Annotated in this window: 26 protein-coding genes; 11 read left to right on the top strand and 15 right to left on the bottom strand. The window is 70.6% G+C overall.

From position 1 onward, the window contains the following. Positions 1 to 49: 49 nt before the first annotated feature. Positions 50 to 1168 carry a zinc-dependent metalloprotease gene (locus OG302_RS19675; RefSeq protein WP_371527975.1) on the bottom strand — a complete coding sequence of 373 codons (1119 nt, stop codon included), beginning with the start codon at positions 1166 to 1168 and terminating at the stop codon, positions 50 to 52. A gap of 141 nt (positions 1169 to 1309) precedes the next feature. Further along, entirely contained in the window at positions 1310 to 2884 is a 1575-nt protein-coding gene (dacB, locus tag OG302_RS19680; RefSeq protein ID WP_371527976.1) for a D-alanyl-D-alanine carboxypeptidase/D-alanyl-D-alanine-endopeptidase, read from the bottom strand. Between the two features lie 85 nt (positions 2885 to 2969). Here dacB and OG302_RS19685 point away from each other — a divergent pair, with 85 nt between their 5' ends. Next, positions 2970 to 3458 (top strand): inorganic diphosphatase, encoded by a 489-nt coding sequence (locus OG302_RS19685; RefSeq protein WP_135330561.1) that lies wholly within the window; start codon positions 2970 to 2972, stop codon positions 3456 to 3458. A 138-nt stretch (positions 3459 to 3596) separates the two neighbouring features. Then, positions 3597 to 5270, top strand: a complete 1674-nt coding sequence (locus OG302_RS19690; RefSeq protein ID WP_371527977.1) for a threonine/serine exporter ThrE family protein — start codon at positions 3597 to 3599, stop codon at positions 5268 to 5270. A 24-nt stretch (positions 5271 to 5294) separates the two neighbouring features. On the opposite strand, the gene OG302_RS19695 is transcribed toward OG302_RS19690, so the two are convergent. After that, positions 5295 to 5987: a DedA family protein gene (locus tag OG302_RS19695; protein WP_371527978.1), complete on the bottom strand. Its 693-nt coding sequence runs from the start codon at positions 5985 to 5987 to the stop codon at positions 5295 to 5297. 136 nt (positions 5988 to 6123) lie between these two features. Here OG302_RS19695 and OG302_RS19700 point away from each other — a divergent pair, with 136 nt between their 5' ends. Next, positions 6124 to 6492: a YbjQ family protein gene (locus OG302_RS19700; protein ID WP_371527979.1), complete on the top strand. Its 369-nt coding sequence runs from the start codon at positions 6124 to 6126 to the stop codon at positions 6490 to 6492. Between the two features lie 59 nt (positions 6493 to 6551). Here the strand turns inward: OG302_RS19700 and OG302_RS19705 are convergent, their stop codons facing one another. Next, positions 6552 to 7310: a MerR family transcriptional regulator gene (locus OG302_RS19705; protein ID WP_371750174.1), complete on the bottom strand. Its 759-nt coding sequence runs from the start codon at positions 7308 to 7310 to the stop codon at positions 6552 to 6554. Positions 7311 to 7469: 159 nt separating this feature from the next. On the opposite strand from OG302_RS19705, the gene OG302_RS19710 reads away from it, so the two are divergent. After that, the gene (locus OG302_RS19710) at positions 7470 to 8906 is read left to right on the top strand and encodes a glutamate decarboxylase (protein ID WP_371527980.1); all 1437 of its coding nucleotides are present in this window, start codon (positions 7470 to 7472) and stop codon (positions 8904 to 8906) included. A gap of 15 nt (positions 8907 to 8921) precedes the next feature. Here OG302_RS19710 and OG302_RS19715 read toward each other — a convergent pair whose 3' ends face one another. The 3 genes from OG302_RS19715 to OG302_RS19725 all read right to left on the bottom strand — a co-directional run bounded on the left by OG302_RS19715 (position 8922) and on the right by OG302_RS19725 (position 11553). Next, positions 8922 to 9749 (bottom strand): ABC transporter permease, encoded by an 828-nt coding sequence (locus OG302_RS19715; RefSeq protein ID WP_371527981.1) that lies wholly within the window; start codon positions 9747 to 9749, stop codon positions 8922 to 8924. After that, positions 9746 to 10753, bottom strand: a complete 1008-nt coding sequence (locus tag OG302_RS19720; RefSeq protein ID WP_371527982.1) for an ATP-binding cassette domain-containing protein — start codon at positions 10751 to 10753, stop codon at positions 9746 to 9748. The genes OG302_RS19715 and OG302_RS19720 overlap by 4 nt, the downstream gene beginning before the upstream one ends. Positions 10754 to 10884: 131 nt before the next feature. After that, positions 10885 to 11553, bottom strand: coding sequence for a PadR family transcriptional regulator (locus OG302_RS19725; protein WP_371527983.1), 669 nt, complete (start codon positions 11551 to 11553; stop codon positions 10885 to 10887). 43 nt (positions 11554 to 11596) lie between these two features. Between OG302_RS19725 and OG302_RS19730 the strand changes: the two genes are divergently transcribed. After that, on the top strand, positions 11597 to 12199 hold the full coding sequence (locus OG302_RS19730; protein ID WP_371527984.1) for a bleomycin resistance protein: 603 nt from the start codon (positions 11597 to 11599) through the stop codon (positions 12197 to 12199). 32 nt (positions 12200 to 12231) lie between these two features. On the opposite strand, the gene OG302_RS19735 is transcribed toward OG302_RS19730, so the two are convergent. From OG302_RS19735 to OG302_RS19745, 3 genes are all read right to left on the bottom strand, one after another. Continuing rightward, a complete protein-coding gene (locus OG302_RS19735; protein ID WP_371527985.1) occupies positions 12232 to 12780 on the bottom strand; it encodes a DinB family protein in 549 nt (182 codons plus the stop codon). A 142-nt stretch (positions 12781 to 12922) separates the two neighbouring features. Further along, the gene (locus tag OG302_RS19740) at positions 12923 to 14380 is read right to left on the bottom strand and encodes an aldehyde dehydrogenase family protein (protein WP_371527986.1); all 1458 of its coding nucleotides are present in this window, start codon (positions 14378 to 14380) and stop codon (positions 12923 to 12925) included. A gap of 57 nt (positions 14381 to 14437) precedes the next feature. After that, positions 14438 to 15301 (bottom strand): helix-turn-helix domain-containing protein, encoded by an 864-nt coding sequence (locus OG302_RS19745; RefSeq protein WP_371527987.1) that lies wholly within the window; start codon positions 15299 to 15301, stop codon positions 14438 to 14440. Positions 15302 to 15630: 329 nt separating this feature from the next. Here OG302_RS19745 and OG302_RS19750 point away from each other — a divergent pair, with 329 nt between their 5' ends. Continuing rightward, positions 15631 to 16116, top strand: a complete 486-nt coding sequence (locus OG302_RS19750; RefSeq protein WP_371527988.1) for an ATP-binding protein — start codon at positions 15631 to 15633, stop codon at positions 16114 to 16116. 122 nt (positions 16117 to 16238) lie between these two features. Here OG302_RS19750 and OG302_RS19755 read toward each other — a convergent pair whose 3' ends face one another. Then, on the bottom strand, positions 16239 to 16478 hold the full coding sequence (locus OG302_RS19755) for a DUF397 domain-containing protein (protein WP_361829345.1): 240 nt from the start codon (positions 16476 to 16478) through the stop codon (positions 16239 to 16241). A gap of 414 nt (positions 16479 to 16892) precedes the next feature. Continuing rightward, on the bottom strand, positions 16893 to 17138 hold the full coding sequence (locus OG302_RS19760) for a type B 50S ribosomal protein L31 (protein ID WP_371527989.1): 246 nt from the start codon (positions 17136 to 17138) through the stop codon (positions 16893 to 16895). A gap of 156 nt (positions 17139 to 17294) precedes the next feature. On the opposite strand from OG302_RS19760, the gene rpmB reads away from it, so the two are divergent. Genes rpmB through OG302_RS19775 form a run of 3 tightly spaced genes read left to right on the top strand, consistent with a single transcriptional unit; the run spans position 17295 to position 18372 of the window. Then, entirely contained in the window at positions 17295 to 17531 is a 237-nt protein-coding gene (gene rpmB / locus OG302_RS19765) for a 50S ribosomal protein L28 (protein WP_371750175.1), read from the top strand. After that, positions 17531 to 17836, top strand: coding sequence for a 30S ribosomal protein S14 (gene rpsN / locus OG302_RS19770; protein ID WP_371527990.1), 306 nt, complete (start codon positions 17531 to 17533; stop codon positions 17834 to 17836). The genes rpmB and rpsN overlap by 1 nt, the downstream gene beginning before the upstream one ends. Positions 17837 to 17877: 41 nt before the next feature. Then, positions 17878 to 18372: a hypothetical protein gene (locus tag OG302_RS19775; protein ID WP_371527991.1), complete on the top strand. Its 495-nt coding sequence runs from the start codon at positions 17878 to 17880 to the stop codon at positions 18370 to 18372. A 28-nt stretch (positions 18373 to 18400) separates the two neighbouring features. Here the strand turns inward: OG302_RS19775 and OG302_RS19780 are convergent, their stop codons facing one another. Together OG302_RS19780 and OG302_RS19785 are read right to left on the bottom strand one after the other, a co-directional pair. Further along, positions 18401 to 20740 carry an FUSC family protein gene (locus OG302_RS19780; RefSeq protein ID WP_371527992.1) on the bottom strand — a complete coding sequence of 780 codons (2340 nt, stop codon included), beginning with the start codon at positions 20738 to 20740 and terminating at the stop codon, positions 18401 to 18403. Positions 20741 to 20962: 222 nt separating this feature from the next. Continuing rightward, positions 20963 to 22135 (bottom strand): DUF2786 domain-containing protein, encoded by a 1173-nt coding sequence (locus OG302_RS19785; protein ID WP_371750176.1) that lies wholly within the window; start codon positions 22133 to 22135, stop codon positions 20963 to 20965. A gap of 92 nt (positions 22136 to 22227) precedes the next feature. Here OG302_RS19785 and OG302_RS19790 point away from each other — a divergent pair, with 92 nt between their 5' ends. After that, positions 22228 to 23133: an ABC transporter ATP-binding protein gene (locus tag OG302_RS19790; RefSeq protein WP_371527993.1), complete on the top strand. Its 906-nt coding sequence runs from the start codon at positions 22228 to 22230 to the stop codon at positions 23131 to 23133. After that, on the top strand, positions 23133 to 25274 hold the full coding sequence (locus tag OG302_RS19795; protein WP_371527994.1) for an FtsX-like permease family protein: 2142 nt from the start codon (positions 23133 to 23135) through the stop codon (positions 25272 to 25274). The genes OG302_RS19790 and OG302_RS19795 overlap by 1 nt, the downstream gene beginning before the upstream one ends. A 96-nt stretch (positions 25275 to 25370) precedes the next feature. Here the strand turns inward: OG302_RS19795 and OG302_RS19800 are convergent, their stop codons facing one another. Then, positions 25371 to 26210, bottom strand: a complete 840-nt coding sequence (locus OG302_RS19800) for a nitrilase-related carbon-nitrogen hydrolase (RefSeq protein WP_371527995.1) — start codon at positions 26208 to 26210, stop codon at positions 25371 to 25373. Positions 26211 to 26321 lie beyond the last annotated feature (111 nt).

The following is a 26321-nucleotide window of genomic DNA, read 5'->3' on the forward strand; positions in this document are numbered from 1 at the left end:
TGCGGGGGCGTTCTCCTGCCATCGGCCGCAACTCGCTCCCCTGCTTCCCTCACTCTCCCTTACGGTGCACCCGCGCGACCCAGTCCGCCGGTTTGGCGATCTCCGACTTGGTGGGCAGCGTGTTCGGCGAAGTCCAGACCCGGTTGAAGCCGTCCATACCGACCTCGCCGACGACCGCGCGCACGAAACGCTCGCCGTCGCGGTATTGGCGCAATTTCGCGTCGAGGCCGAGCAGCTTGCGCAGCGCCTGGTCAAGGCGGCTCGCCCCGCGGGCCCTGCGCTGCTGGAATTTCTCGCGGATCTCGTTGACGGAAGGCACCACGTCGGGTCCTACGCCGTCCATCACGAAGTCCGCGTGGCCCTCCAGGAGCGACATCACTGCCGTGAGCCGGCCGAGGATCTCGCGCTGGGCGGGGGTCTGGACGAGCTCCACGATGGAGCGGCCCCCGTCGTCCTCCTCGCCCTCGGGCCGGCCGCCCGCGAGGGACTGGGCCGCTTCCCTGATGCGCTCGAGGACCGTCATCGGGTCGACTTCGGTCTCCGAGAGAAACGACTGGATCTCACCTTCGAGGTGGTCCCGCAGCCAGGGCACGGCGGAGAACTGGGTGCGGTGCGTCTCCTCGTGCAGGCACACCCAGAGCCTGAAGTCATGGGGGTCCACGTCGAGTTCGCGCTCGACGTGCACGATGTTCGGGGCCACCAGGAGGAGCCTGCCGCCGCCGTGCTCCCCCGCCGGGAGGTCGCGGGTGGCCGGGGCGAAGGTCTCGTACTGCCCGAGGACGCGGGAGGCGAGGAAGGAGAGCAGCATCCCCAGCTCCACGCCGGTCACCTTGCCGCCGACCGCTCCGAGCACGGCACCGCCGGGGCCGCCGCGCCGGTCCTGCATCTTCTCCAGAAGGGGTTTGAGGATCTCCCGGAACCCGGCGACGTTCGCCCGGATCCACCCGGCCCGGTCGACGACGAGCACCGGGGTGTCGTGGGTGTCCTCCGTGCCCATCCCGGTGAAGGAACGGACGTGCTCCTCCGAGGACTTCGCATGCTTTCGGAGCTCGGCGACGATGGCCCGCGCCTCGTCCCGGCTCACTTCTGGACCCGGCCGAACGAGCCGGGTCGCGGTCGCCACCGCGAGATTCCAGTCGACCATCTCCGCACCACCGATGCTCGTCATGCGTCAACGGTACGTGGTCGGCCCCGCCCGCGGAGGGGGTTGAACCCCGAGATTGCCCCCATCTCCGGGCCCACAGAGCTCAGCGGCCTCCGTGGGACCCGGCCGGAGGCAGGGGGCCGAATCGGTGAAGCCCGGCGGGGTTCAGCGGCAGCCGCACTTCGCCACCGCCGATGCCATCTGGTCCAGTGCCGCCTGGGCCGCCTTGGGGTCCGTCGTGCCCGTGGTCATGAAGGCGAAGACCAGGAGGCGGCCCTCCGCGTCCACGACCGTGCCCGCGAGGGTGTTCACGCCCGTCAGGGTGCCGGTCTTGGCGCGGACGACGCCGGTGCCCGGGGAGTTCTTGGGGTAGCGGTCGACCAGGGTGCCCGTGAAGCCCGCCACGGGCAGGCCCGTCACCACCGAGCGCAGTTCGGGGTGGGCGGGGTCGGCGGCGCGGGCCAGGAGCGCCGCGAGCAGCTCGGCCGAGCTGCGGTCGGCGCGGTCCAGGCCGCTGCCATCGGCGAACTTCGTCCCGGCAAGCGGCAGCTCCGCCTTCTTGAGCTGGGCGTCGATCGCCTTGCCCGCGCCGTCGAAGCTCACCGGCTCCTTCGAGGCGAGCGCCGTCTGGCGGGCCAGCGCCTCGGCGATGTCGTTGTCGCTGTGCGTCAGCATCCGCTCGACGAGCGCCGAGAGCGGCGGGGACTCGACCTTGGCGAGGGACTCGGCACCGCCGCTCGCCTTGGAGGGGCCGGGGTCCTTCTTGTCCTTGGTGCCGGTCTCGATGCCCTCCTTCTTCAGGAGGTCGGCGAACTTCTTCGCCGCGTCGCCCGCCGGGTCGCCCGAGCGCGGGGCGGGGCCGCTGGAGGAGTCGTCGAGGCGGCCCTCGTCGGCCATCAGGGCGCTGACCAGGGTGAGGTTCTCGTTCGGGCCGATGGGGTGCTGCGCCTCCCCCGCGTAGAGCGAGGTGTCGTACGTCAGGGTCACCTTGTCGGCGCCGCGGTCCTTCAGGGCGCGCGCGGTGTCCTCGGCCAGCTCGCGCAGGCTCGCGGCGCTTCCCGCGTAGGGGCCGTCCTTGCGGGCGGTGAGCGTGGGGTCGCCGCCTCCGACCAGGACGACCTCCTTCGAGTCCGGCTCGATGACCGTCTTCGTGGTGATGCGGTGATCCGCCCCCGCCGAGGTCAGCGCCGCGACCGCCGTGGCGATCTTGGTGGTGGACGCGGGCGTGAGGGCGTCGCCGCCGCCCCTGCCGTAGACCTGCCGCCCGGTGCCCGCGTCGATCACGACCGCCGAGCGCTCGGGGCCGAGCGCCCCGGCCTTCAGGAGCGGGTCGAGGACGCCCGCGAGCGCCTTGGCGTCCGGAGCGGGCGCCGAGCCGCCGTGCGCGGACCCCGCGGGCACCCCGAGCCCTCTGAGCACGGACGGGGCACTCGGAGGGGCCGCGGGCGCCCGTCCGGACGTACGACCGCCGTGATCTGTGCCACCCCCGGCCTCCTGGGAGGCCGCCCAGTCCCGCTCGGCCGTACGCTGACCGGAGGAGTCCCAGGGGCCGGCCGCGGCCACCGCACCGGCCGCGATCGCGAGTCCGACGGTGGCGGCACCCGCCGTGAGCTGCCAGGTCTTGAGCTTCACCGGAGTTCTGAGAGCGGCAGGGATCTTGGGCGCCGGAGGCTTGGGAAGCTGCCGCAACAGCCCCCGAACCTGCTGCCGGGTCTGCTGCCAAGGCTTGAGCTCGGGCACGACGACCAGCCCCTTTCGCGATCACACATCTGCGTGAGGGACACTTAACCACCCGAAGTATGTGCTGATCATGGAGGAGCCACCCGTGGAGTTCGACGTCACCATCGAGATTCCGAAGGGTTCGCGGAACAAGTACGAGGTGGACCACGAGACCGGCCGGATCCGCTTGGACCGTCGCCTCTTCACGTCGACCAGCTACCCCGCTGACTACGGATTCGTCGAGAACACCCTCGGCGAGGACGGTGACCCGCTGGACGCCCTCGTCATCCTGGACGAGCCGACCTTCCCGGGCTGCCTCATCAAGTGCCGCGCGATCGGCATGTTCCGGATGACCGACGAGGCGGGCGGCGACGACAAGCTGCTCTGCGTACCGGCGTCCGACCCGCGCGTGGAGCACCTGCGCGACATCCACCACGTCTCCGAGTTCGACCGCCTGGAGATCCAGCACTTCTTCGAGGTCTACAAGGACCTGGAGCCCGGCAAGTCCGTCGAGGGCGCCGACTGGGTCGGCCGCGCGGACGCCGAGGCCGAGATCGAGAAGTCGTACAAGCGCGCGGAGGCCCAGGGCCACTGAGTGCCCCTGCATCCCCGCAGTGCCTCTGAGCGGGCCGCGTGATCTTCACCAGGACCACGCGGCCCGTTCGCGTATCTGTGCGCATACTGTTCGTACTGGAGGTGCACAAGGTACGTATGTGGGAGCGAGGCAGTGAAAGTGGCTGACCAGGAGGCCGAAGACCGCAAGCCACAGTCGGACGAGGCACGGAGTGCGTTCACTCAGCCCACCGGCGTGATGCAGCAGCCACCGGCGCCCGAGGACGAGTCGCAGACGACCTCCGAGTTCGCGATCCCGACCGGTCTGCCGAATCCTTCGTCGACCACACAGGAGACGGAGAAGTCGGCGTTCACCACGCCGCACACCTACAGCTCCCGCAACGCCCCGCCGGCCTTCACGCCACCGCACGGCATACCCCTGGTGAAACTCACCAAGGAGACGCCCTGGCAGGACCAGATGCGCACGATGCTGCGCATGCCGGTCGCCGAACGGCCCACTCCGGAGGCCTCGCAGAAGCACGAGGACGAGTCCGGTCCCGCCGTGCCGCGCGTGCTCGACCTGACGCTGCGTATCGGCGAGCTGCTCCTTGCGGGCGGCGAGGGCGCCGAGGACGTGGAGGCGGCGATGTTCGCCGTCTGCCGCAGTTACGGCCTCGACCGCTGCGAGCCCACCGTCACGTTCACGCTCCTGTCGATCTCGCACCAGCCCTCGCTGGTGGACGATCCGGTCACGGCCTCCAGGACGGTACGCCGCCGGGGCACCGACTACACCCGTCTGGCGGCGGTCTTCCAGCTGGTGGACGACATCAGCGACACGGACATCGACGTCTCCCTGGAGGAGGCCTACCGCCGTCTGGCTGCGATCCGCCGTAACCGCCACCCCTACCCCGGCTGGGCGCTCACCGCGGCCGGCGGGCTGCTCGCGGGCTCGGCCTCCGTGCTCGTCGGCGGTGGCGCCCTGGTCTTCCTGGTCGCGGCGTTCGGCGCGATGCTCGGCGACCGGCTCGCCTGGCTGTGCGCGGGCCGCGGGCTGCCGGAGTTCTACCAGTTCGTGGGCGCCGCGATGCCGCCCGCCGCGATGGGCGTCACGCTCAGCCTCGTGCACTCGCAGGAGGTCAACGCCTCCGCGGTGATCACCGGTGGGCTGTTCGCCCTGATCCCGGGGCGGGCCCTGGTGGCCGGTGTCCAGGACGGTCTGACCGGCTACTACATCACGGCGGCCGCCCGCCTCCTGGAGGTCTGCTATCTCGTCGTGGGCATCGTCTGCGGCGTGCTGCTCGTCCTGTCGCTCGGCGTGATGCTCGACGCGACGAGCCTGCAGCCCGAGACGGCGTTCGTGGCGACCGATTCGCGCCCGGTGATCCAGATCCTGGCGTCGATGGCGCTGAGTCTCGCCTTCGCGATACTGCTCCAGCAGGAACGTCACACCGTGCTCATCGTGACCCTGAACGGCGGCATCGCCTGGGTCATGTACGGGGCGCTCGCCCAGACGTCGATCGCGCTCTCGCCGGTGGCGGCGACGGCCGTAGCCGCCGGGCTCGTGGGCCTGTTCGGCCAGCTCTTCTCGCGCTACCGCTTCGCTTCTTCACTGCCGTACGTCACCGCGGCCATCGGCCCGCTGCTGCCCGGTAGCGCGACGTACTTCGGTCTGCTGGCCCTTGCCCAGAACGACATGAACACGGGCATCAACTCGCTCACCAAGGCGGCGGCGACGGCGCTGGCCATCGCGATCGGCGTGAACCTGGGCAGCGAGGTCTCGCGCATGATCCTCAAGATCCCGGGCGCGACCACCGCGGCGAACCGCCGTGCGGCGAAGCGGACCCGAGGCTTCTGACCCCGGGTCCCACCGGCTTCCGCGCTAGCGCTTGGCGTGCCGGCCGCGGGAGGCCGGGGCCGCACCGGGGGTCTCGCCCTCGGCCGCGGCGGCCTTCTTGGACTTGCTGCGCGCCCGCAGGAACTCGATCGCGATCGGCACCACCGAGATCAGGACGATCAGGATGAGGATCGCCTCGATGTTCTTGTGCACGAAGTCGACGTTGCCCAGCCAGGCGCCGAGCATCGTCACGCCCGCGCCCCACAGGACGCCGCCGATGATGTTGAACGTGATGAACGAGCGGTACCGCATGCCGCTGACGCCCGCGATGATCGGCGTGAACGTCCGCACGATGGGCACGAAGCGGGCCAGGACCAGGGACTTCGGGCCGTACTTCTCGAAGAACTCGTGGGCCTTGACCACGTTCTCCTGCTTGAACAGCTTGGAGTCCGGGCGGTTGAAGAGGGAGGGTCCGACCTTCTTGCCGAAGAGGTAGCCCGCCTGGTCGCCGAGGATCGCGGCGATGCAGATGAGGACGACGCAGAGCCAGAGCGGGAAGTCGAGCTGCTTCGTCGTGATCAGCAGCCCCGTCGTGAACAGCAGCGAGTCGCCCGGCAGGAAGAAGCCGATGAGCAGACCCGACTCGGCGAAGACGATCGCGAGCAGACCCCAGACCCCGAACGTGTTCAGGAGGTAATCCGGATCCAGCCAGCTAGGTCCGAGCGCAAGCGTCGTCACGGTTCGGGACTCCTGAGGGTGAGAGGGCGATGCGGCGGGGGTGGCCGCCCAAAGCTATCAACGCGAGGTGAAGCGCCCAGGTTCCACGGTTCCCCCCAGGGTGCACTGTGCGTGATCTGGGGGAAAGCTGTGTGCCATGGGTATCGAAGACTTCGGCGGTGGCACCGACCCGCACTCGGACGTACTGGTCGTGACGACGAACGACGTACCGGGCTACCGCGTACAACAGGTTATCGGTGAGGTCTTCGGCCTCACCGTGCGCTCCCGCCACCTGGGCAGCCAGATCGGCGCGGGCCTGAAGTCCATGATCGGCGGCGAGTTGAAGGGCCTCACGAAAACGCTGGTGGAGACCCGCAACCAGGCGATGGAGCGGCTCATCGAGCAGGCACGCGCGCGGGGTGCCAACGCGGTCCTGATGATGCGCTTCGACGTCACCGAGGCCGCGGACGTGGGCACCGAGGTGTGCGCCTACGGCACGGCCGCCGTGATCGCCAAGGAGCAGTGACGTAACGGGTAAGGGGCGCCCACCACGGGTGGACGCCCCTTACCGAGTCTCTGGCCGACTCAACTGCTGCGTACGGCGTTCGCCAGGATCGCGTCCCGCATGTACACCGCGAGCCCCGGCCGGATGGCCTCGTAGGTGGCCGCGAAGCGCTCGTCCGCCACGTACATCTCGCCGAGGCAGGTGTGGAACTCGTGTGAGCAGGCGTAGTGCCAGCGCCCGATGAACAGGCGGTGCTCCTCCGCGACGTCCATCGCCTCTCCGGAATCCGCGGGCACCCCCTGGCCGAGCAGGTCCGCCATGCGCGCGTGCAGGGCGTTGAACCCGTCGGCGATCCGCTGATAGTCCTCCTTGGTGTACGAGGCGGCCTTGCGCATCGACTCCTTGTAGGCGTCGGTGTCGCCCCAGCGCCGCTCGGCCTCCTCCGCGTACTGGTCGGGGTCGTGGTCCCCGAAGACCTCGAACTTCTCCTCGGGCGTGAGGTTGATGCCCATCTTCTTCGCCTCCATGGCGGTCTGGACGGCGGCGGCCATCTCCTGGAGCTTGGTGATCCGGGCGGTCAGCAGTTCGTGCTGGCGCCGCAGATGCACGTGCGGGTCCGTGCCCGGGTCGTCCAGGAGGGCCGCCACCTCGTCGAGGGGGAAGCCGAGCTCCCGGTAGAACAGGATCTGCTGCAGCCGGTCCAGGTCGTCGTCGCAGTAGCGCCGGTGGCCCGCGTGGCTGCGCTCACTGGGCACGAGCAGGCCGATCTCGTCGTAGTGGTGCAGCGTGCGCACCGTCACCCCGGCGAAACCGGCGACCTGTCCCACGGAGTAGCCCAGGTGGCTCATGGGGCCCTTGTCGCCCATGGCTTCCGCCTCTCTCTCGGTACGCGTTCCAGCCTGAATCCTCACGCCGCGTGAGGTGCAAGTGCAGACCCCGGCAGCCGCCCATATCCTCGCCAGCAGGGACAGCAGACCTCGGCCAAGAGGAGACCGCCCATGCCGCTCCACCGCAGCGAGGACCAGAACGGCCAGAACGGTGACCCCAAGAGGCGCACCCTCGCGGTGAACCCTTTCTACGGAGAGGCGAACCCGGTCAGCGGCATGACCGAGGCGCCGCCCAAGCACCGCCTCCCCGACGGACCGCTGCCGCCCACGACGGCGTACCAGCTGGTGCACGACGAGCTGATGCTGGACGGCAACTCACGCCTCAATCTCGCGACCTTCGTCACGACGTGGATGGAGCCGCAGGCCGGCGTCCTCATGACGGAGTGCCGGGACAAGAACATGATCGACAAGGACGAGTACCCGCACACCGCCGAGCTGGAGCGGCGCTGCGTGGCCATGCTCGCCGACCTGTGGCACGCGCCGGACCCGGCGGGCGCCGTCGGCTGCTCGACGACGGGGTCGAGCGAGGCGTGCATGCTCGCCGGGATGGCGTTCAAGCGCCGCTGGGCCAAGGACAAGCGCAACAGCGACCGCTATCCCTCCCCCACCGCGCGCCCGAACCTCGTCATGGGCGTCAACGTCCAGGTCTGCTGGGACAAGTTCTGCAACTTCTGGGAGGTCGAGGCGCGCCAGGTCCCCATGGAGGGCGACCGGTTCCACCTCGACCCGGTGGCCGCCGCCGAGCTCTGCGACGAGAACACCATCGGCGTCGTGGCGGTGCTGGGCTCCACCTTCGACGGGTCGTACGAGCCGGTGGCCGAGCTCTGCGCGGCCCTCGACGACCTCCAGGAGCGCACCGGGCTCGACATCCCCGTGCACGTCGACGGGGCGTCCGGCGCGATGGTGGCGCCCTTCCTCGACGAGGACCTGGAGTGGGACTTCCGGCTGCCGAGGGTGGCCTCCATCAACACCTCGGGCCACAAGTACGGCCTGGTCTACCCGGGTGTCGGCTGGGCGCTGTGGCGGGACGCGGACGCGCTGCCGGAGGAGCTGGTCTTCCGGGTGAACTACCTCGGCGGTGACATGCCGACGTTCGCGCTGAACTTCTCCCGGCCGGGCGCGCAGGTCGCCGCGCAGTACTACACGTTCCTGCGCCTGGGCCGCGAGGGCTACCGCGCCGTCCAGCAGGCCGCCAGGGACGTCGCCCGCGGCCTCGCGGAGCGTATCGAGGCGCTCGGCGACTTCCGGCTGATCACCCGCGGGGACCAGCTGCCGGTGTTCGCCTTCACGACGCTGGACGACGTGAAGGCGTACGACGTCTTCGACGTGTCCCGGCGGCTTCGCGAGCGCGGCTGGCTGGTCCCCGCGTACACCTTCCCGGCCCACCGCGAGGATCTGGCGGTCCTCCGCGTGGTCTGCCGCAACGGATTCACGGCAGACCTCGCGGAGCTCTTCCTGGCGGATCTGAGCAGCCTGGTGCCCGAACTGCGGCGGCAGCCGCACCCGTTCACCCGGGACCGGGACGCGGCGACGAGCTTCCACCACTGAGGCGGCGGCACGGGGCTACTTGCTGAGCGCCCCGAACCTCCGCACGGCCAGCGGCATGAAGACGCCCACCAGCAGCAGGGGCCAGACCACGGCGAGCAGCCCCGCGTGCTCGGCCGCCCATGAAGTGCCCACCACCCCGGGGTCGTTGCCGAACAGGTCGCGCACGGCCGTGGCCGTCGCCGACATCGGGTTCCACTCGACCACCGCGCCCAGCCAGCCCGGCATGTTCTGCGGGACCGTGAAGGCGTTGGAGAGGAAGCCGACCGGCCAGACCAGGACCTGCACGGCCACGACCATCTCCGGCCTGCCCGCGACCATCGCCAGGTGGATGCCGATCCACAGCATGGCGAACCGCAGCAGGAGCAGTAGTCCGACCGCGCCGAGCGCCGCCCCGAAGGAGCCGTGCCAGCGCCAGCCGATCGCCAGACCCACGCCGATCATGACGGCCAGCGAGGTGAGCGACTGCAGCATGTCGGCGACCGAACGCCCCACCAGGACGGCACCGTTGGTCATCGGCATGGAGCGGAAGCGGTCGATCACGCCTTTGTTGAGGTCCTGCGTGACGGCGACCATCGTCGCGTCCAGACCGAAGGTCATGGTCAGCGCGAACATGCCGGGCACCAGGAACTCGGAGTAGCCGCCGTCGATGCCCTTCCCGCCGCCGATCAGGTAGTTGAACATCAGCAGCAGCATCACCGGGAAGACCAGGCCGACGAGCACCTGCACGGGCTGCCGCGCCCAGTGCGCGAGTTCGCGCCGCGTCATGGTCCAGGAGTCGATCGCCGCCCACCGGACGGGCGTGCCGCTCACCGCCGGGACGCTGCCGGTCGTCGTCGCGCTCACACGGTCTCCTTCGTGCGTCCCTGGCTGTCCGTCTGCGTGCGTCCCCGGTTGCCCGTCGTACGTCCCTGGTCCGCCGCGTCCTCCGCGTGGCCCGTCAGGCGCAGGAACACCTCGTCCAGGGTCGGCCTGCGCACCGCGATGTCCTCGGCCTCGACACCGGCCTCCCGCAGGGCCTGTACGACCCCGGTGAGCGCCTCCATGCGGTCCGCGACCGGGGCGCTGGCGAGGCGGCGGTCGGCGTCCAGCGTGGCGTCACCGGGCAGCAGCCGTGCGGCGAGCCCCAGTTGGGCCGCGTCCCGCACCACCACGTCGATCCGGTCACCGCCCGTCATCGACTTCAGCTCGTCCGCCGTGCCGTCCGCGATGACCCGGCCCCGGTCGATCACCGAGATGCGGTGGGCGAGCTGGTCCGCCTCTTCGAGGTACTGCGTGGTGAGCAGCACCGTCGTACCGCCGTCGACCAGCGAGCGCACCGCCTCCCAGACCTCCGTGCGGCCCCGGGGGTCGAGGCCGGTAGTCGGCTCGTCCAGGAACAGCACCTCAGGTTCCGTGATGAGCGAGGCCGCGAGGTCCAGGCGGCGGCGCATGCCGCCGCTGTACTGCTTGACCGCCTTGCGGCCCGCGTCCCCGAGCCCGAACCGCTCCAGGAGCTCGTCGGCCCGCACGCGCGCGTGGCGGGCGCCCAGGTGGTAGAGCCGCCCGAACATGTCCAGGTTCTGCCGACCGCTCAACTCCTCGTCCAGCGCGGCGTGCTGGCCGAGCAGGCCGATGCGCCTGCGCACCTCGTCCGGCTGCCGCCCCACGTCGTACCCGGCGACCTCCACCCGGCCCCCGTCCGCCCGCAGCAGCGTGGCCAGCACGCGCACCGCGGTCGTCTTGCCCGCGCCGTTCGGGCCGAGCACCCCGTGCACCGTGCCGCGCCCGACCGTCAGGTCAAGGCCGTCGAGCGCCCACTTCTCCCCGTACCTCTTCCGTGCGCCCTCGACGACGATCGCGTCCGTCATCCGTCTCCCTCCGAGCAAGTCCCGAGCCCCTGCCACCTTGTAGTCAAACTTGACTACAGGGCCAACGCGAAGGAAGGTATCCCCGAATCCAGAATTAGTCAAACTTGATCAGAGGTCGTTTTCCTCGCCGGTCAGCGGTCGCCCTCCGCGTCCGGCTCCCGCGGCTCCCGCGACTCCCGCTGCTCCCCGGCCGCGAACGGGTTCTCCTCACCCTCGGCGAGGACGCCCACGAAGGGCTCACCCTCCCCCGCGAACGTGTACGCTCCGCCCTCGATCCGCTGGATCAGGCCGCGCGTCCACTCCACACCCCCGTCGGCCGTGTGGACCCAGAGGTTCATGATCTCGCCGATGTGCCCGAGCTGCCCCGGGCCCTCCTCGGGGGTGTAGTACTCCGTGACGGACCTGCGCCACTCCTCGATGCCCCGCACCCGCTGCTTCAGCAGGTCGACCGCCTCGTCGCGGGGCAGGTCCACGATGAAGCCGAGGGCCGCCGAGAGCATGTCCGGCCGCTGGTCGTACGAGACCAGGTTGGACCGGAGCAGGCTCAGGAACTCCTCGGTGCCCGCCTCCGTGATCTCGTACTCCGTGCGCGGCGGGCCGCCCGCCGTCGACGGGGCGATCTCGTGCGCGACCAGCAGGCCCTGCTTCGCCATCTGCTTCAGCGCGTGGTAGATCGAGCCGGGCTTGGCGTTGGACCATTCATGGGCGCCCCAGTACTCCAGGTCGTTGCGCACCTGATAGCCGTGGGCCCGCCCGTGCTGGCGCACGGCGCCGAGGACGAGGAGTCGGATCGCCGACATCAGAGCCACCTCCTTCTAATCAACTTTGATTAGAGTAGCGGTTATGGCCGAGACAATGATCCCCTTGCTCCCCTGCCACGAGCTCGACGAGACCCTCGACTTCTACCGCGCCATCGGCTTCGAGGTGACCTTCTACCAGAAGGCACCCAATCCGTACGCCGTGGTCCGGCGCGACGCCATGGAGCTGCAGTTCTACCGGATCAAGGGCTACGACCCGCACACGTCCCACAGCACCTGCTACGTCGTGACCGACCGCGTGGACGCCCTCAACGAGGCCTTCCGCGCCGGACTCAAGCAGACCCTGGGGCGGATACCGGCCCGTGGCCTGCCCCGCATAGGGGTCGCGAAGGACACGAGCTACGGGGTGCGGCAGTTCCTGATGACGGACCCGGCGGGCAACTGCGTCCGCGTCGGCCAGCCCATCGCCGAGTCCTTCGAACACGCGCCGGTCCCGAGGGAGAGATACGCGCGCGCCCTGCACCAGGCCACCCTCCTCGGCGAGTCCAAGCAGGACCACGCGGCGGCCCTGCGCATCATCGACCGCGCCCTCGCCGCCGACGGCACCCCCACCCCCGCACAGCTACGGGAACTGCACGCCCTGCGGGCGGAGACGGCTGCGCAACTCGGCGAGGAGGGGCGGGAGTAGGGCAAGGGCAGCGGGCGGCCCGCCGGGAGCTGCTAGCCCTGCCAGGGCCTGCCGCTCTCCAGGGCCACCAGCTCGAACGCCGTCTTGCCGTCGAGGGTCTCGCGGATGATGTCGGCGTGCCCCGAGTGCCGGGACATCTCGGTGATCAGACGGAGCAGCACCCACCGCATCGACACGTCCTCCTTCGGGAACCACGGCTGATCGGGGAGCGAGAAGGTCTCGTCCAGGGTGGGCAGGGAGCGGATGAACTCCTCGGTGCGGGCGGCCACTTGCTCCCAGTACGCGAGCACCGAATCGACCGTCTCGCCCTCGACCAGGCGGAAACACTCGTCCCAGTTCGCCTCGGTGCGCGCGACCGCGGGTTCGACGCCCTTCGCCCGCGAGATCCAGCCCTCCTCGACCTCCGCGACATGCTTGAGCAGCCCGGAGAGCGACAGTTCGCTCGCGCTCGGCTTGCCGGCCGCCTGCTCGTCGGTCAGGCCGAGCACGGATCGCCGGATGCCGCCGCGCTCGGCGTCGAGGAAGGCGAGCAGCGCGCCGCGCTCGTCGCCGGGGGCCTCTGCGTTGACGTGGGTGACCATGGGGTCCGCCTCTCCGAGCCTGTGGAGCCTGCCGGGCTTTCCGACACCACGAACGTTACGGACCCTTGCGGTCAGGTTCTGTCCGCAAGGGTCCGGGAGTTCTGAGTTCATGCCGCCAGGAAGGGCTGAGAACAGGAGGGGCTCAGAAGGGGAACCGGGAGCGGCCGCGCTGCACCGAGATCCACTTCTGTGTCGTGAACGCCTCGACCGTCGCCTCGCCGTTGAGGCGCCCGACGCCCGAGCGCTTCTCCCCGCCGAACGGCACGATCGGCTCGTCGTGCACGGTGCCGTCGTTCACGTGGAACATGCCACTGTTGATCTGCCGAGCGAACCGCACGCCGCGCTCGACGTCGGCCGTGTGCACGGCGCCGCTGAGCCCGTACGGGGTGTCGTTGGCGATGCGTACGGCCTCGTCCTCGCCGTCGAAGGGCACGAGCAGCGCCACCGGGCCGAAGATCTCCTGCTGCAGGGCGGGCGAGTCGGCCGGCAGGTCCGTCAGGACGGTGGGCGACACCAGGTTGCCGTCGGTGCGGCCGTGCAGCAGCGCCTTCGCGCCCGCGGCCACCGTCTGCTCGACGATCTTCGTCACCGCGTCCGCCTGCGAGGAGTTGATCAGCGGGCCGATGTGGGTGGCCGGGTCCGCCGGGTCGCCGACGTTCAGGGAGGCGACCTTCGCGACGAACTTCTCGGTGAACTCCGCCTCCACGGAGCGGTCCACGAGGATGCGGTTGGCGGCCATGCAGACCTGGCCCTGGTGCACGAAGCGGCTGAAGACCGCCGCGTCCACGGCGTAGTCGACGTCCGCGTCGTCCAGGACGACCAGCGCGCTGTTGCCGCCGAGCTCCAGGATCGAGCGCTTGAAGTGCGAGGCGCAGACCGTGGCGACATGCCGGCCCACGCGGTCCGAACCGGTGAAGGAGATGACGCTCGGCACCGGGTGCTCGATGAACGCGTCACCGATCTCGGCGATGTCGGTGATGACCACGTTCAGCACACCGGCGGGCAGCCCCGCGTCCTCGAACACCTTCGCGAGGAGGCTGCCGCCCGTCACCGGCGCGTTCTGGTGCGGCTTCAGCACCACCGCGTTGCCGAGGGCGAGCGCCGGGGCAACGGTCTTGGTGGAGAGGAGGAGCGGGAAGTTGAACGGGCTGATGGTCCCCACCACGCCCACCGGCTCGCGGTAGAGGCGGTTCTCCTTGCCCTCGCCGGGCGACGGCAGGATGCGGCCCTCGGGCAGCAGCGCGAAGTTCACCGTCTCGCGCAGGAATTCCTTGGTGAGGTGGAGCTCGAAGGCGGCCTTGAGCCGGGTGCCGCCCAGCTCGGCGACGATCGCCTCGGATATCTCTTCCTCACGGTCCTCGATGATGCGCAGGGCACGCTCGAAGACCGCGCGCCGGGCATAGGGGCTGGTCTTGCCCCACGCCTTCTGCGCGCGTTCGGCCGCTCGGTAGGCCTGGTCCACTTCGTCGGCTGTCGCCGCGGTGATCGACGCCAGCTTCTCCCCGTTGTACGGATTGAAGTCGATGATGTCCCAGGATCCGGAGCCGGCCTTCCACTCACCGTCGATGTACTGGTGAGCCAGGTCAGTGAAGAAGGACATGAGACCCCTTGCCGCAGACTGTGCAGACATCTGATTTCACGTCATCCTACTGACCGGTCACGTCAGTTGGAGTAGACCTCGTAGAAGATCCCGGCTATCGGCCGGATTCGGGCTGTCGCTCTGCAGCTCGCCCACCACCCGCTCGTACTGGCCGACTTCCTCGGGCTTGTCGAGGTACAGGGCTCCGGTCAGCTGTTCCACGTACACGACGTCCGAGAGGTCCGACTCCGGGAAGCGCAGCATGGTGAACGCTCCGCTCTCGCCCGAGTGCCCACCGAAACTGAACGGCATGACCTGAAGGGTGACATTCGGCCGCTCGGAGATGTCGATCAGATGCTGGAGCTGACCCCGCATCACTTCCCGGTCTCCGTACGGGCGTCGGAGCGCGGCTTCGTCGAGTACGCAGTGGAAGCGAGGGGCGCGCTCGGAGATGAGGAGCTTCTGGCGTTCGAGGCGCAGGGCGACTCGGCGCTCGATGTCCGCCTTGCTCGCGTCCTTCATGCCGCGCGCGACGACCGCGTGGGCGTAGGCCTCGGTCTGCAACAGGCCGTTGACGAACTGGACTTCATAGACACGGATGAGCGAAGCGGCGCCCTCCAGGCCGACGTACGTCTGGAACCAGCCCGGCAGGATGTCCGAGTAACTGTGCCACCAGCCCGCGAGGTTGGCTTCTTTGGCGAGCGAGAGCAGCGCGACCCGCTCGACCTCGTCGGTGACGCCGTACAGCGTCAACAGGTCCTCGACATCCCTGGACTTGAAGCTCACCCGTCCCAACTCCATGCGGCTGATCTTCGATTCGGAGGCTCGGATCGAGTAGCCGGCCGCTTCACGGGTGATGCCGCGCGATTCCCTCAGGCGCCTGAGTTGCGAGCCAAGGAGCATGCGCCGTACGACCGAGCCGCTCGACTCCCCTGCGGTCACTTCGCTCAATCCTCCCCATCACTTGGAAGCCAGCAGTCTGCCATTAAACGCTTCAGGCCGTACTCGTTCGGTTACAGAAACGGAAAGCCTTCGGAAGTCCTCCACAAGAAGTCGTAGGAAGAAATGGGCAAGAAGTGGCACGGGAGCGACCAAGTCCGGCGCGTGCACGTGCATCTGCCCTTGCATCTGCTGTACGCATTCGGAACCATGGTCCGCGCGCCACCGCTGTATCACCGTCGCACCGAGCTGTACCGATGCGTCGCAGCGTCGCTGTACCGACCGCACCACCGCTCCATCGCTATGTACCGCGAAACCGGGGAGTGCCTCGCATGGGGACGAATGGATCGACCATGCTCGAGCCGTTACGGCAGGGGCTTCCCCCACTCGACCCCTCAGCCGTTTCCAGCGCCGCGTCCTGCTCGCTGCCCGCCCGCTATGAAGCAGTGGGCAGCGCACGGCAGTTCACCCGCAAGACGCTGTGTCAGTGGGAACTGGACGAGCGCTTCGACGACATCGCCCTCGTCGTCTCCGAACTGGTCACCAACGCCCTCAGACACGCCCTGCCGTCGGACACCCCGCGCGACCACGGCCCGCCGGTACGGCTGCACTTGATGCGCTGGACCTCGCGTCTGGTGTGCGCGGTGCGCGACCCCAGTGACGACAGCCCGGTCGCGCGCGAGACCGACGACGACTTCTCGGCCGAGTCGGGCCGCGGCCTGTTCCTGGTGGACTCGTTCAGCGACAGCTGGGGCTGGCACCCGCTCGCGGGCGCGCTGCGGGGCAAGGTCGTGTGGGCGCTGTTCCAGCTGGCTTAGCGGGCGGGGCCGGGCTGGGCCGTCGGACGCCGGCCGACGCAGGGACGCATGACCCGTACGGGTTCAGCGGCGTGAACGTCATTCAGCAGCGGGGCCGGCCAGCCGGCTGACCAACCGGCGGACTAACCACCTATCAGGTGGTCGAACTCCCCATCCTTCATCCCGAGCAGCATGGCCTCTATCTCGGCGCGCGTGTAGACGAGCGCAGGCCCCTCGGGGAACCGCGAGTTCCGTACGGCGACGTCGCCGCCCGGCAGTTTCGCGAACTCCACGCAGGCGCCCTGCGAGTTGCTGTGCCTGCTCTTCTCCCAGACCACCCCATGAAGCTCCGTGGCGGCCATGCCGTTAAACACGTGATGCACAGTCGCTCCCCGGTGGTGGTGCAGTGCCTGGTGTGGCTCTAGATCGCTCTAGATGCAGTGGTCAACTGTCCCGGATCATAGCTGTGTTCACATGCCGATGCATGGGCAGATGCACGTGCACGCGGGGTGCTCTCTTGGTTACAGCTCTGTCAGCACCTTCCCAAGCCCCGCATGCCATGCGAACCGCCGTCCAGGTCGAAGCCTCGCCTGCAAGTCCGCGTACGTGTTCATGGGTTCGTGTACTAGGTAGAGACGCACAGGACGCCCTAGGTGTTCCAACGTTTACGCGACTACCTGATGACGGCGTGGTTCAGCGAGCCGGACAGGCCTCCAGGAGGGTGTCGAAGGCAGGGGGCAGGTGCTGGCAGCAGTCACCGTGCTCCGGGTGCCAGTCGTTGCCGGGGTTCATCGGGTTCACCGCGCGCCGTAACGGCGTTCGAAGCGCTCCACGCGGCCCGCCGTGTCCATGACCTTGGCCGTGCCCGTGTAGAAGGGGTGGCTCGCCGAGGAGACCTCGACGTCGACGACGGGATAGGTGCGCCCGTCCTCCCAGTCGACCGTCTTCTCGCTGGTCGCGGTGGACCGGGTGAGGAAGGCGAAGCCGGCGGACTTGTCACGGAAGACGACGGGGCCGTACGGCGGGTGGATGTCCTTGCGCATGTCGGTCAGCGCTCCTCTCGGAAATCGACGTGGCGCCCGACGACCGGGGCGTACTTGAGTTCGTTGCGAGCCATGCCGCTAGTGTATGAAAATGATTCCCGTTTTCAAAACGGTTCCGCAAAGGACCCCGCCCCCGTGACCGAGAGGTGCGTCACCATGTCCGCCCACTGCCAGCTCACCGGCGCCATGCCGGGCTTCGGCAACCAGATCTCCCATTCGCACCGGCGCACGTCACGCCGGTTCGACGTCAACGTCCAGCGCAAGCGGTACTGGCTGCCGAGCGAGGGCCGCTACGTGCGGCTGCGGCTCAGCACCAAGGGCATCAAGACCGTCGACTCGATCGGCATCGAGGCCGCCGTCGCCAGGATCCGTGCGCGCGGGGTGAGGGTCTGATGGCCAAGAAGAGCAAGATCGCGAAGAACGAGAAGCGGCGCGAGGTCGTCGCACGGTACGCCGTGCGGCGGGCCGAGCTGAAGGAGATCCTGCGGCGGCCCTCGACGAGCGAGCCCGAACGACGCGCAGCCCAGGCCGAGTTGGCGCGTCAGCCGCGGGACGCGAGTGCGACGCGCGTACGCAACCGGGACAGCGTCGACGGCCGCCCGCGCGGATACGTCGGGAAGTTCGGCCTCTCCAGGGTGAAGCTGCGTGACCAAGCGCACGCCGGATTCCTCCCCGGGGTGCGCAAGTCGTCCTGGTAGCTTGGCGCGCGATTCACCGACCTGGTCCTAGGGGGAGTTCAGTGCGCACGCACGTCCGGAACGTACGTATCGGTGCCGCGGCGGCAGGTCTTGTCGCCGCCCTTGTCCTGACCGGTTGCAGCAGTGACGGCGGCGACGGTGGGGACGAGGGCAAGGACAAGGGCTCGGCAGGTTCCTCGGCCGGGACGCCGGACGAGGGCGGGGCGGACTCCGGCGCGGACTCCGGTGCCAAGGACGGCAGTTCCGAGGGCAGCTGGGTCGCCACCGCCGACGGGAATCCGCTGGCGCTGGTGATCGCCGGGAAGCAGGCGACGCTGCTCGGGGAGAACGTCCTGTGCAGCGGCACCGCCAGCGCCGAGACGATCCGGCTCAAGTGCGCCAAGGGTGACTCGGACCGCACCGAGGGCACGGTCGAGTCGGTCAACGGGACGTCGATGACGGTCTCCTGGCAGGGCGCGGGCAAGGATCAGTTCACCAGGACCAAGGGCGGGAAGCTGCCGGACGGGCTGCCCACGGCGGGTATTCCGGGGTCCTGAGGCTCCGGCCTCACGGGATGCGGCGCGGCTAGCGGGCAGCGGGACCTCGATCGGGGTCCTGCGGCCCGCTGTCTGTTCGGGGGGCGGGCTCGGTTCGGGCGGCGGTTTCTGGCTCTGCCTGGGTGGCTGTTTCTGTTGGGGCGGCTGTTTCTGGTTCTGCCTGCGTCGCTGTTTCCGAGCCGTCCACGAGCATGGGCGGTGGCGCTGTGTCCAGGGCGTCCGACACCTCCTCCAGGGTGCTGAGAAGGAGGCCCGCTCCCCTGCGTACGACCCGGTCGGGGACGCCCTCGCCGTCCCACTCGTCCAGGGCCTTGCGCACGGCTTCCCACTTCGGGACGCGGCGCTCGCGCACGGCCTTCGCGCCGTCCTGGGTCGCCTTGCGCAGGGCCTCGGCGAGGCGGTCGGCCGCGGGGACGGGGGTGGCGTCGCGGTCCGGGAGGTGGGCCTCCATCAGCATGGCCACGCGGCCGAGTTGGGCGAGGGCGTCCTCGGCGTCGGCGGCCGCGGCGCGGGAGAGGCCGCGGTGGCGTACCGGCTCGTGCTTGGCGCGGGCGGCGGCCTCCTGCCAGGCGATGCGGGCGTCGCGGGCGGCGAGGAGCGCCTCGCGGACGTCCGGGCAGGCCTTGCCGACGGGGTCCGCGTAGCGGGTGACGACGGCCGCGGCGTACCGGCCGTCCGCGATGAGCCAGTCGGCGAGGCGGTTGCGCAGACGCGGGGTCTCCCAGGCCGGATACACGGCGTACGCGATCATCGCGAGGACGCCGCCGAGGAGCGTGAGCACGACACGTTCCGGCACGGTCTGCGTCCACTGCTCGCCGCCCATGCCGAGCAGGAACACCACGTACGCGGCGACGCAGGCCTGGGCGGCGACCTGGCCCGTGCGCATCAGCAGGTACATCATCCCGGCGCAGAGCACGGCGAGCGCCGCGGAGAGCCCGGTGTCGGGGTGCGCGAGCTGCACGATGCCGGTGGCGAGGGCCACGCCGACGAGGGTGCCGCCGAAACGGGCCACCGCGCGGGAGTACGTCTGTGAGAAGTCCGGGCGCATCACCATCACGGAGGCCATGGGAGCCCAGTAGCCGTGACCGAGGGGAAGCCAGGTACCCAGGAGGTACCCCGCGGCGGCCACGGCGGTGACGCGGATCGCATGGCGGGTGACGGGCGATTCATGCCGCCGCCGAAGCTCGCCCCTCATGGCCCGAAGGGCGGCGGGGAGCAGGGCGGGGAAGGTGGGGCGGAGGAGGGGGGTGGGGGCTGGGGTGGTCGGGGTTGCTGTGGCACCCGTAAGCGCTGTGGCATCCGCCGGCCCCGTAGCCGCCGCAGGGCTTGTGGCTCCTGTCGCTTCCGGGGTTGCTTTTGTGGTGAGGGTTGCTGCCTTGTCGGGGGGTTTGCCTGCTGTTTCGAGTACGTCTCGCAGGAGTGCCGCCAGGCGTTTCGCCGCTCTCTGGGCCGGGCCCGTGAGGATCGCCCCCGTGTCCGGGGTCCGGAGGGTCGCCACGGCCGCGGGCGGGATCTTGACCGGTTCGCCCTGCCGGATCGCCCTGGCCGCCGCGTCCAGGATCGAGCCCGCCGCGGCCAGGATCTCGCGTACGCGGTCACGTTCGGGGCCCTCCTCCGGTACGCCCACCGCCGGGTCGGCCAGGGAGGCGAGCACCGGGCGGATGCGTTCGGCGACGCCGCGGGCGCCGTGGAGTTCGGCGGGGCGGGTGCGGGCCTGGCGCGGGGTGACGGTCGCCGCGTCGCGGGCCGCCATCAGGGGCTCCGGGTCGAAGTCGGCGTGGGGATCGTGCCGAAGGCGGCGGGCGTAGTCGGCCTCGGCCGCGAGCGCGTCGGCGAGGGCGTCCCGGTGGGCGCCCCATCTGCGTACGGGAAACAGGACCACGAGGGCGGCCTGGACGGCGCCGCCCACCACCATCATCGCGGCGTGGCCGGCCGCGGCGGCCAGGGAGCCGGGGAGGGTGACCGTGACCAGCATGATCGCGACGTTGGAGGAGGCGATGATGCCGATGGTCGGGCCCGCGGCCCAGCTCAGCCCCGAGAGGAACGTCCAGAGGCAGAGGAGGGCGAGGAAGAGGAGGAGGTGGGAGCCGGTGAGGTAGCCCAGGAACGTGGAGATGGCGAGGCTCGTGCCGGAGGCCAGAGCCAGCTCCGGACGGGGCCGCCAGCTGCGCTGGAACGTGGCGATGGCGGCCTGGAAGGCCCCGAACGCCGAGCTGGCCGCCACGGCAGGACCGAAGAGGGTGAGGCTCACGCCGATGATGACGGCGAGGCCGGCCGCGCCACGGAGCGCGATGAGGGGTTCGAGGCGCTTCCGCTCGACGGTCAGGCCCGAGCGAGCGGTCTCCTTCAGCGCTCGGAGCCAGGTCACCCTGTGATGATACGGGGCATATCGGGCTGAACCGCGACAGGGGGCGGGAGGGGGTTCCGGTGCGGGTCCGCTCGAAGGGATCGAGGGATCGAGGGATCGAGGGCTCGAAGGGGGCGGGGCCACGGCGCCCTCCCCTCGCGTACCTGCACGGCGTCGCGCTCGTCACGCTCACGGAGTTCTCGGGATCCAGGACCGGAACCCAGCCTTGCCGCGGGGTACCTCTCAGGTGAGGCGGCGTCTGCCCGGGGTCATCTGCGCCTCGTCCGCCGCCGCCGTTCCGTGGGTCCAGCCCTCGTGGTCCGTCGCGCCCCGCACCCGCGTGGTGGTCGTCTCCGGGAACATCCGCTCGGTGTGGGACGTGACGGCCACATCCCTGGCGGCCAGGACGGGCAGCAGCTCGCCCGCGTCCGGGGACTCCGCGGTGACATCCTCCGCGGCGGCGGCGAGGCGCGCGCCGAGCCGGTTCGCGTACGCGAGGAGGAAGGCCTGACGGAACGTCTTCGTACGCTTCCGGCCGCCCGCGCGCTGCCCCGCCTCCGCCTTCGTCATCGCCGCCGTTCCCTGTACGAGGAGGGAGGTGTGGAGGAGTTCGACCACTTCCAGGTCGGGCTCGAAACCGACGACGGTCGAGAAGCCGTACGCCTCGTTCCACACCGCACGGCAGCGGTTCGCGGTGGCCACCGCGTCCAGGAGGATCGCCTTCGCCGTCTCGTACGGGGCGTCCACGCCGATGCGGCAGGCGCCCGGAGTGTCCTTGGCGTGGGTACGGGACGCGAGCAGGGCCTCGTCGATGGTGTGCCTGGCCATCAGCTCCTGCGCCTTGGCGGTGAGCGCCTCCGCCTCCTCGGGAAACCCGGTGGCCTCCGCCTTGGCGAGGAGGGCGCGGATACGGGTGAGGATGCGGGGTTCCTCGTGGCCGGGGGGCGGAGGCGCGTGGAGCGGGGTGCCAGGTGCGGGGCCGACGGGCTCGATCGCGGGCAGGCGCAGGAGGAGGCGGTAGAGGGCGAGGGTGGTGGTGGCCTGGGAGAAGCGATCGGGCCGAGGGCTGCCCTGCGATGCCGGCTCGGCGAGCTCGGCGAGCTGCGCCTGCCAGCGGGGCGGCAGCGTGTCGCCGTACCGCCTGGTCTCCGTGGTGATCAGCCCGGCGGCGAGCTGCGCCTGGTGGGTGCGGTCGGTGCCGTGGGCGATGTCGTCCTGGGCGCGGCCGACCATGCGTATGACGTCCGCCGGCTGCCAGCCCCGCTCCCACGCGCGGCGCACCAGCTCCTCGCCCCTGCGCCACAGCTCGGCGTCGGCCTCGGGGGCCGCCGCGAGGAGGGACGCGCCGGTGTCGAGGCCCTCGTCGCCGTCCGCGTACAGCGCTGCCGCGAACGCCTTGTCGATCACCTCGGTCACCGGATCCATACGTCAAGGGTATGGCTGGCCATACCCCCGGGACGCCCCCCAGTGGTCGTGCCCGGCGGGGCCTCGGACGGTTGGGTTGAGGCATGACCCCAACTGCCGTACGGCTCACCGCCGTCCACCGCCGCTACCGCGATGTGACCGCCCTCGACGGCGTCGACCTCGCGATACGTGCCGGTACCTTCACCGCGATCATGGGCCCCTCCGGCTCCGGCAAGTCGACGCTGCTGCAGTGCGCCGCCGGACTCGACCGGCCGACGTCCGGGACGGTCGAGGTGGGCGGCACGGAGCTGACGGGGCTGAGCGAGCGGCGGCTGACCCTGCTGCGGAGGGACCGCATCGGCTTCGTCTTCCAGTCCTTCAACCTCATCCCCTCACTGACCGCCGCCCAGAACGTCGCCCTGCCGCTGCGGCTCGCGGGGCGCAGGCCCTCGCGCACGGAGGTGGGGGACGCGCTGGGCCGGGTGGGCCTCGCCGAGCGCGCCCGGCACCGGCCGGGTGAGCTTTCGGGTGGCCAGCAGCAGCGGGTGGCGCTGGCGCGGGCACTCGTCACACGCCCCGCGGTGCTGTTCGGCGACGAGCCGACGGGGGCGCTGGACACGACGACCAGCCGCGAAGTCCTTTTGCTGCTGCGGGAGTTGGTGGACGGGGAGGGCCAGACGACCGTGATGGTCACGCACGATCCCGTGGCGGCGTCGCATGCGGACCGGGTGGTTTTCCTGGTGGACGGAAGGGTCTCCGACGAGGTTCTCGCGCCGGATGCGGGGGAGGTGGCTCGGCGGATGGCGGGGCTTGAGTTGGTGAGTGGGGGGTCTCGGGGTGCCCGTTCGGAGGGCGCGGGTGACGGTGGCGGTGGCGGGCGTTCCGTACGTGACGGCGCCGGTGCCGGTGACGGTGGCGGTGGTGGGCGTTCCCTACGTGACGGCGCCGGTGGCGGTGGCGGGCGTTCCGGGGGTGTGGGTTCTGAGTCGGCCGTCGTGGGTGGTCGGTGATGTTCCTCGCCTCCCTCCGCACCCGCTGGGCGGGACTCCTCGGCGCGTTCGTCGCCGTCGCGCTCGGCGTGGCGCTCACCGCCGCGATGGGGCTCGGGCTCGCCTCGACGTTCGGCGCCCCGGAGCGGGAACCCGTGCGGTTCGCCGGGTCACCCGTCGTCGTCATGGGGCAGAACACCCTGACCGTCCCGGTAGAACGCGGCCCCGACACCGCACACGCATCAAAGCCGCTCGCTCATCCACACCCTGTGGATATCGAACTTCTGCGCGACCTGCGCCGCCTCGGTCCCGTCCGTCTGGACGGGGCGAAAAGGGATGCGGTGGGCGTGGATGCCCCGGTTGGGGACGTAAGGAAAGTCGTCGGCGACCGGGCGCGCGTCCTCACTGGAGCCGAGCGGCGGCTCGCCGATCCGGAGCCGGAGCGGGACGCGCAGGCCTTGGTGGCGGTGAACTCCTTCCTGGGGACGGCGGGCGGGGTGTCCGCGTTCGTGTCCGTCTTCGTCACCGCGTCCACCTTCGCCTTCGTCGTGGCGTTGCGGCGCCGCGAGTTCGGGCTGCTGCGGATGGCCGGAGCGACGCCGGGCCAGGTCCGCAGGATGCTGCTCGCGGAGGCGCTCACGGTGGGGGCCGTGGCCTCCGGCGTCGGGTGTCTGCTGGGGGCCTGGGGCGCGCCGGTGCTCGCCGACGCACTGGTGGACGCGGAGATCGCTCCGGAGTGGTTCGCGATCGGCGGGGCGGTCTGGCCGTACCACCTCGCTTTCTGGGTCGGCGTGACGGTGGCCTTCTCCGGGGCGTGGACCGCCTCGCGGCGGGCGGGGCGCGTGGGTCCCGTCGAGGCACTGCGGGACGCGTCCGTCGATACCGGCGTCATGCCGTGGAGCCGGCGGATCGTGGGCGGCACGCTGCTCGCGGCGGGCGTCGGACTGCTGGGCTGGACCCTGTGGACCGACCCGTCCGCGCTGATGAAGCGGAAGACGTACACGACCCAGCCGATGATCCTGATCACCGCGCTCGCCGCGCTCACGCCCCTTCTCGTACGTCCTGTCCTGCGCGCCGTCCGGCTGCCGGGCGCGATCGGGCTCCTGGTCCGCGAGAACTCCGCCGCGTCCGTGCGGCGCACGGCGGCTGTCGCCGCGCCGGTCCTGGTGACGGTGGCCCTGGCGGGTTCGCTGCTGGGCTCGGCGGAGACGGCGGGCGAGGCGCGGGCCGCGGAGGCGCGGCAGCGCACTGGGGCTGAACTGGTGCTGACGGGCGATGAGTTGAGCCGCACGGAGAGGGTGGAGCCGGCGGAGCAGGTGGAGGGGGTGCGGGTGGCCGCGTCGTCCGCTTCCACTGCCGTGTTCGTACGGGAGGAAGGCACGGCGCTGATCCGGTCGGAGGCGCGGGCCGTGAGCGATCCGGCCGCGTTCGCCTCGGTCTCGCGGCTTCCGGTGGTGGCGGGGGACGTACGCGATCTCGACGACCGCTCGATCGTCGTCAACGAGGAGTGGGAGCGGCGGCGGGTCGGCGAGTGGGTCGACGTGTGGCTCGGGGACGGCAGGGCCGTGCGGCTGCGGATCGTCGCGGTGCTGGCGCGGGGTACCGGTGACAACGGGGCGTACGTCACGTCGGCGAACGGGGCTGCCGCTGTGGTGGACCGTGTTGACGTGGGGCTACGGGATGGGGCGGACCGGGGTGCGGTGGCGGGGGCGCTGCGGGAGCGGGTCGGTGACGCGGGGCTTCGGGTCCGCACGGCGGAGGAATGGCTGACGGACACGCACCCGGCGACGAAGCCGCAGACGCGGCTGGGGCTGGGGCTGCTGCTGGGTATCGCGTTGGTCTACACGTCCATCTCCCTGGCCGGAACACTGCTGATGGCCACATCGGTACGGGGCCCTGAGCTCCGCTCGCTGCGAATGGCCGGGGCCACGCGGGGCCAGGTGCGCCTGGTGATCGCCGGGGAGGCCCTGCTGGCGGTGGCCGTGGGCACGGTCCTTGGCCTGGCGGTGACCCTCCTCAACCTGGCCGCACTGACCGCGGCCCTGACCCGCCTGTCGGCACCGGCGGCGATGACGGTGCCGTGGGACATGGTGGGGCTGGCCGCGGGGGTCTGCGCGGTGGTGGGGGTGGGGTCGGGGGTACTGGGGGTACGACGGCGCTGAGGCATGAGTCAGCTCCGCCCGCCGCCAAGCGACCCGCACCGCTCCGCCCGCCGCTGAGGCCGAGGCCGAGGCCGAGGCCAAGCCAAGGCCAAGGCCCTAGCTGTCGCCGCCCTCATCGATGAGGCGTCGTACCTCCCGGTCGACCAACCCCAGTCGCGCCTCGGCGACAAGCGGCACCGCCCGCCGCTGCCGCCGAGCCTCGTGGACGTCGATGTCGACGGTCACCAGACCCGGCTCCCACTTCGGCGCCTGCGCGACGACCGTGCCCCGCGGGTCCACCGCCCGCGAACCGCCCCAGAACGAAGCCCCGTTCTCGTTACCGACCCGGTTCACGAACACCACCCAGCACTGGAGCATGCGGGCCGTGTAGGAGAGAAGGGTGTCCCAGTACAGGCCCGTGTCCATCGCCTCCGGATCCAGGCTCGCCGCGCTGTTCGTGGGGACGACGATGACCTCGGCGCCGTCCTGCACGGCCAGCCACGGAAGCACCGGCTGCCACGCGTCGTTGCAGACGAGCGTCGCGGCGCGGCCGTGCCCGCCCGGCAGGTCGTACGCACGCAGGTGCTGACCGGGGCTGACATGCTTGCGCTCCTCCCAGGCCAAGTAGTTCGGCAGGTACAACTTCCGGTGGGCATGGAGGAGTTGGCCGTCCGCGTAGTACGCGGACGTGTTGTACGCGCGCAGACTCGTGTGCTCGTGCAGGCCGACGATGACGTCGGGACCGGCGGTGGAGAGTTCCATGAGGCGGCGGTCCGTCGCTTCCACCGACGTGTCCTGCGCCAGGCCGCCCAAGTGGTACCCGTGCAGACTCAGCTCGGGGAAGACGACGAGGTCGGCGCCCTGCGCCGCCGCCTGGCCGATCTGGTCCCGGGCCTCCGCGAGGTTCTCGTCCACCTCGCCGAGGACACAGTCGGTCTGCGCAAGGGCCACTCTCATGGCTCCGAGCCTCGCAGCGCCGGGCGCCCCTCGCATGTCGGGGCATCCAGGCGTGGGGCGCCCCATGCCCCTCCGGGCCGGACCCGCAGCGCCGGAGCCACCCCCGCTCCC

Origin of the sequence: Streptomyces sp. NBC_01283 (assembly GCF_041435335.1) — a bacterium.
Taxonomy (GTDB): Bacteria; Actinomycetota; Actinomycetes; order Streptomycetales; family Streptomycetaceae; genus Streptomyces.

Excerpts from the sequence above, each read along its gene's own strand:
- OG302_RS19675 (WP_371527975.1), bottom strand. The coding sequence starts at position 1,168 with ATGACGAGCATCGGTGGTGCGGAGATGGTCGACTGGAATCTCGCGGTG.
- OG302_RS19700 (WP_371527979.1), top strand. The coding sequence starts at position 6,124 with ATGGGTATCGAAGACTTCGGCGGTGGCACCGACCCGCACTCGGACGTA.
- OG302_RS19710 (WP_371527980.1), top strand. The coding sequence starts at position 7,470 with ATGCCGCTCCACCGCAGCGAGGACCAGAACGGCCAGAACGGTGACCCC.
- OG302_RS19720 (WP_371527982.1), bottom strand. The coding sequence starts at position 10,753 with ATGACGGACGCGATCGTCGTCGAGGGCGCACGGAAGAGGTACGGGGAG.
- OG302_RS19725 (WP_371527983.1), bottom strand. The coding sequence starts at position 11,553 with ATGTCGGCGATCCGACTCCTCGTCCTCGGCGCCGTGCGCCAGCACGGG.
- OG302_RS19730 (WP_371527984.1), top strand. The coding sequence starts at position 11,597 with ATGGCCGAGACAATGATCCCCTTGCTCCCCTGCCACGAGCTCGACGAG.
- OG302_RS19735 (WP_371527985.1), bottom strand. The coding sequence starts at position 12,780 with ATGGTCACCCACGTCAACGCAGAGGCCCCCGGCGACGAGCGCGGCGCG.
- OG302_RS19740 (WP_371527986.1), bottom strand. The coding sequence starts at position 14,380 with ATGTCCTTCTTCACTGACCTGGCTCACCAGTACATCGACGGTGAGTGG.
- OG302_RS19750 (WP_371527988.1), top strand. The coding sequence starts at position 15,631 with ATGGGGACGAATGGATCGACCATGCTCGAGCCGTTACGGCAGGGGCTT.
- OG302_RS19760 (WP_371527989.1), bottom strand. The coding sequence starts at position 17,138 with ATGCGCAAGGACATCCACCCGCCGTACGGCCCCGTCGTCTTCCGTGAC.
- rpmB (WP_371750175.1), top strand. The coding sequence starts at position 17,295 with ATGTCCGCCCACTGCCAGCTCACCGGCGCCATGCCGGGCTTCGGCAAC.
- rpsN (WP_371527990.1), top strand. The coding sequence starts at position 17,531 with ATGGCCAAGAAGAGCAAGATCGCGAAGAACGAGAAGCGGCGCGAGGTC.
- OG302_RS19790 (WP_371527993.1), top strand. The coding sequence starts at position 22,228 with ATGACCCCAACTGCCGTACGGCTCACCGCCGTCCACCGCCGCTACCGC.
- OG302_RS19795 (WP_371527994.1), top strand. The coding sequence starts at position 23,133 with ATGTTCCTCGCCTCCCTCCGCACCCGCTGGGCGGGACTCCTCGGCGCG.
- OG302_RS19800 (WP_371527995.1), bottom strand. The coding sequence starts at position 26,210 with ATGAGAGTGGCCCTTGCGCAGACCGACTGTGTCCTCGGCGAGGTGGAC.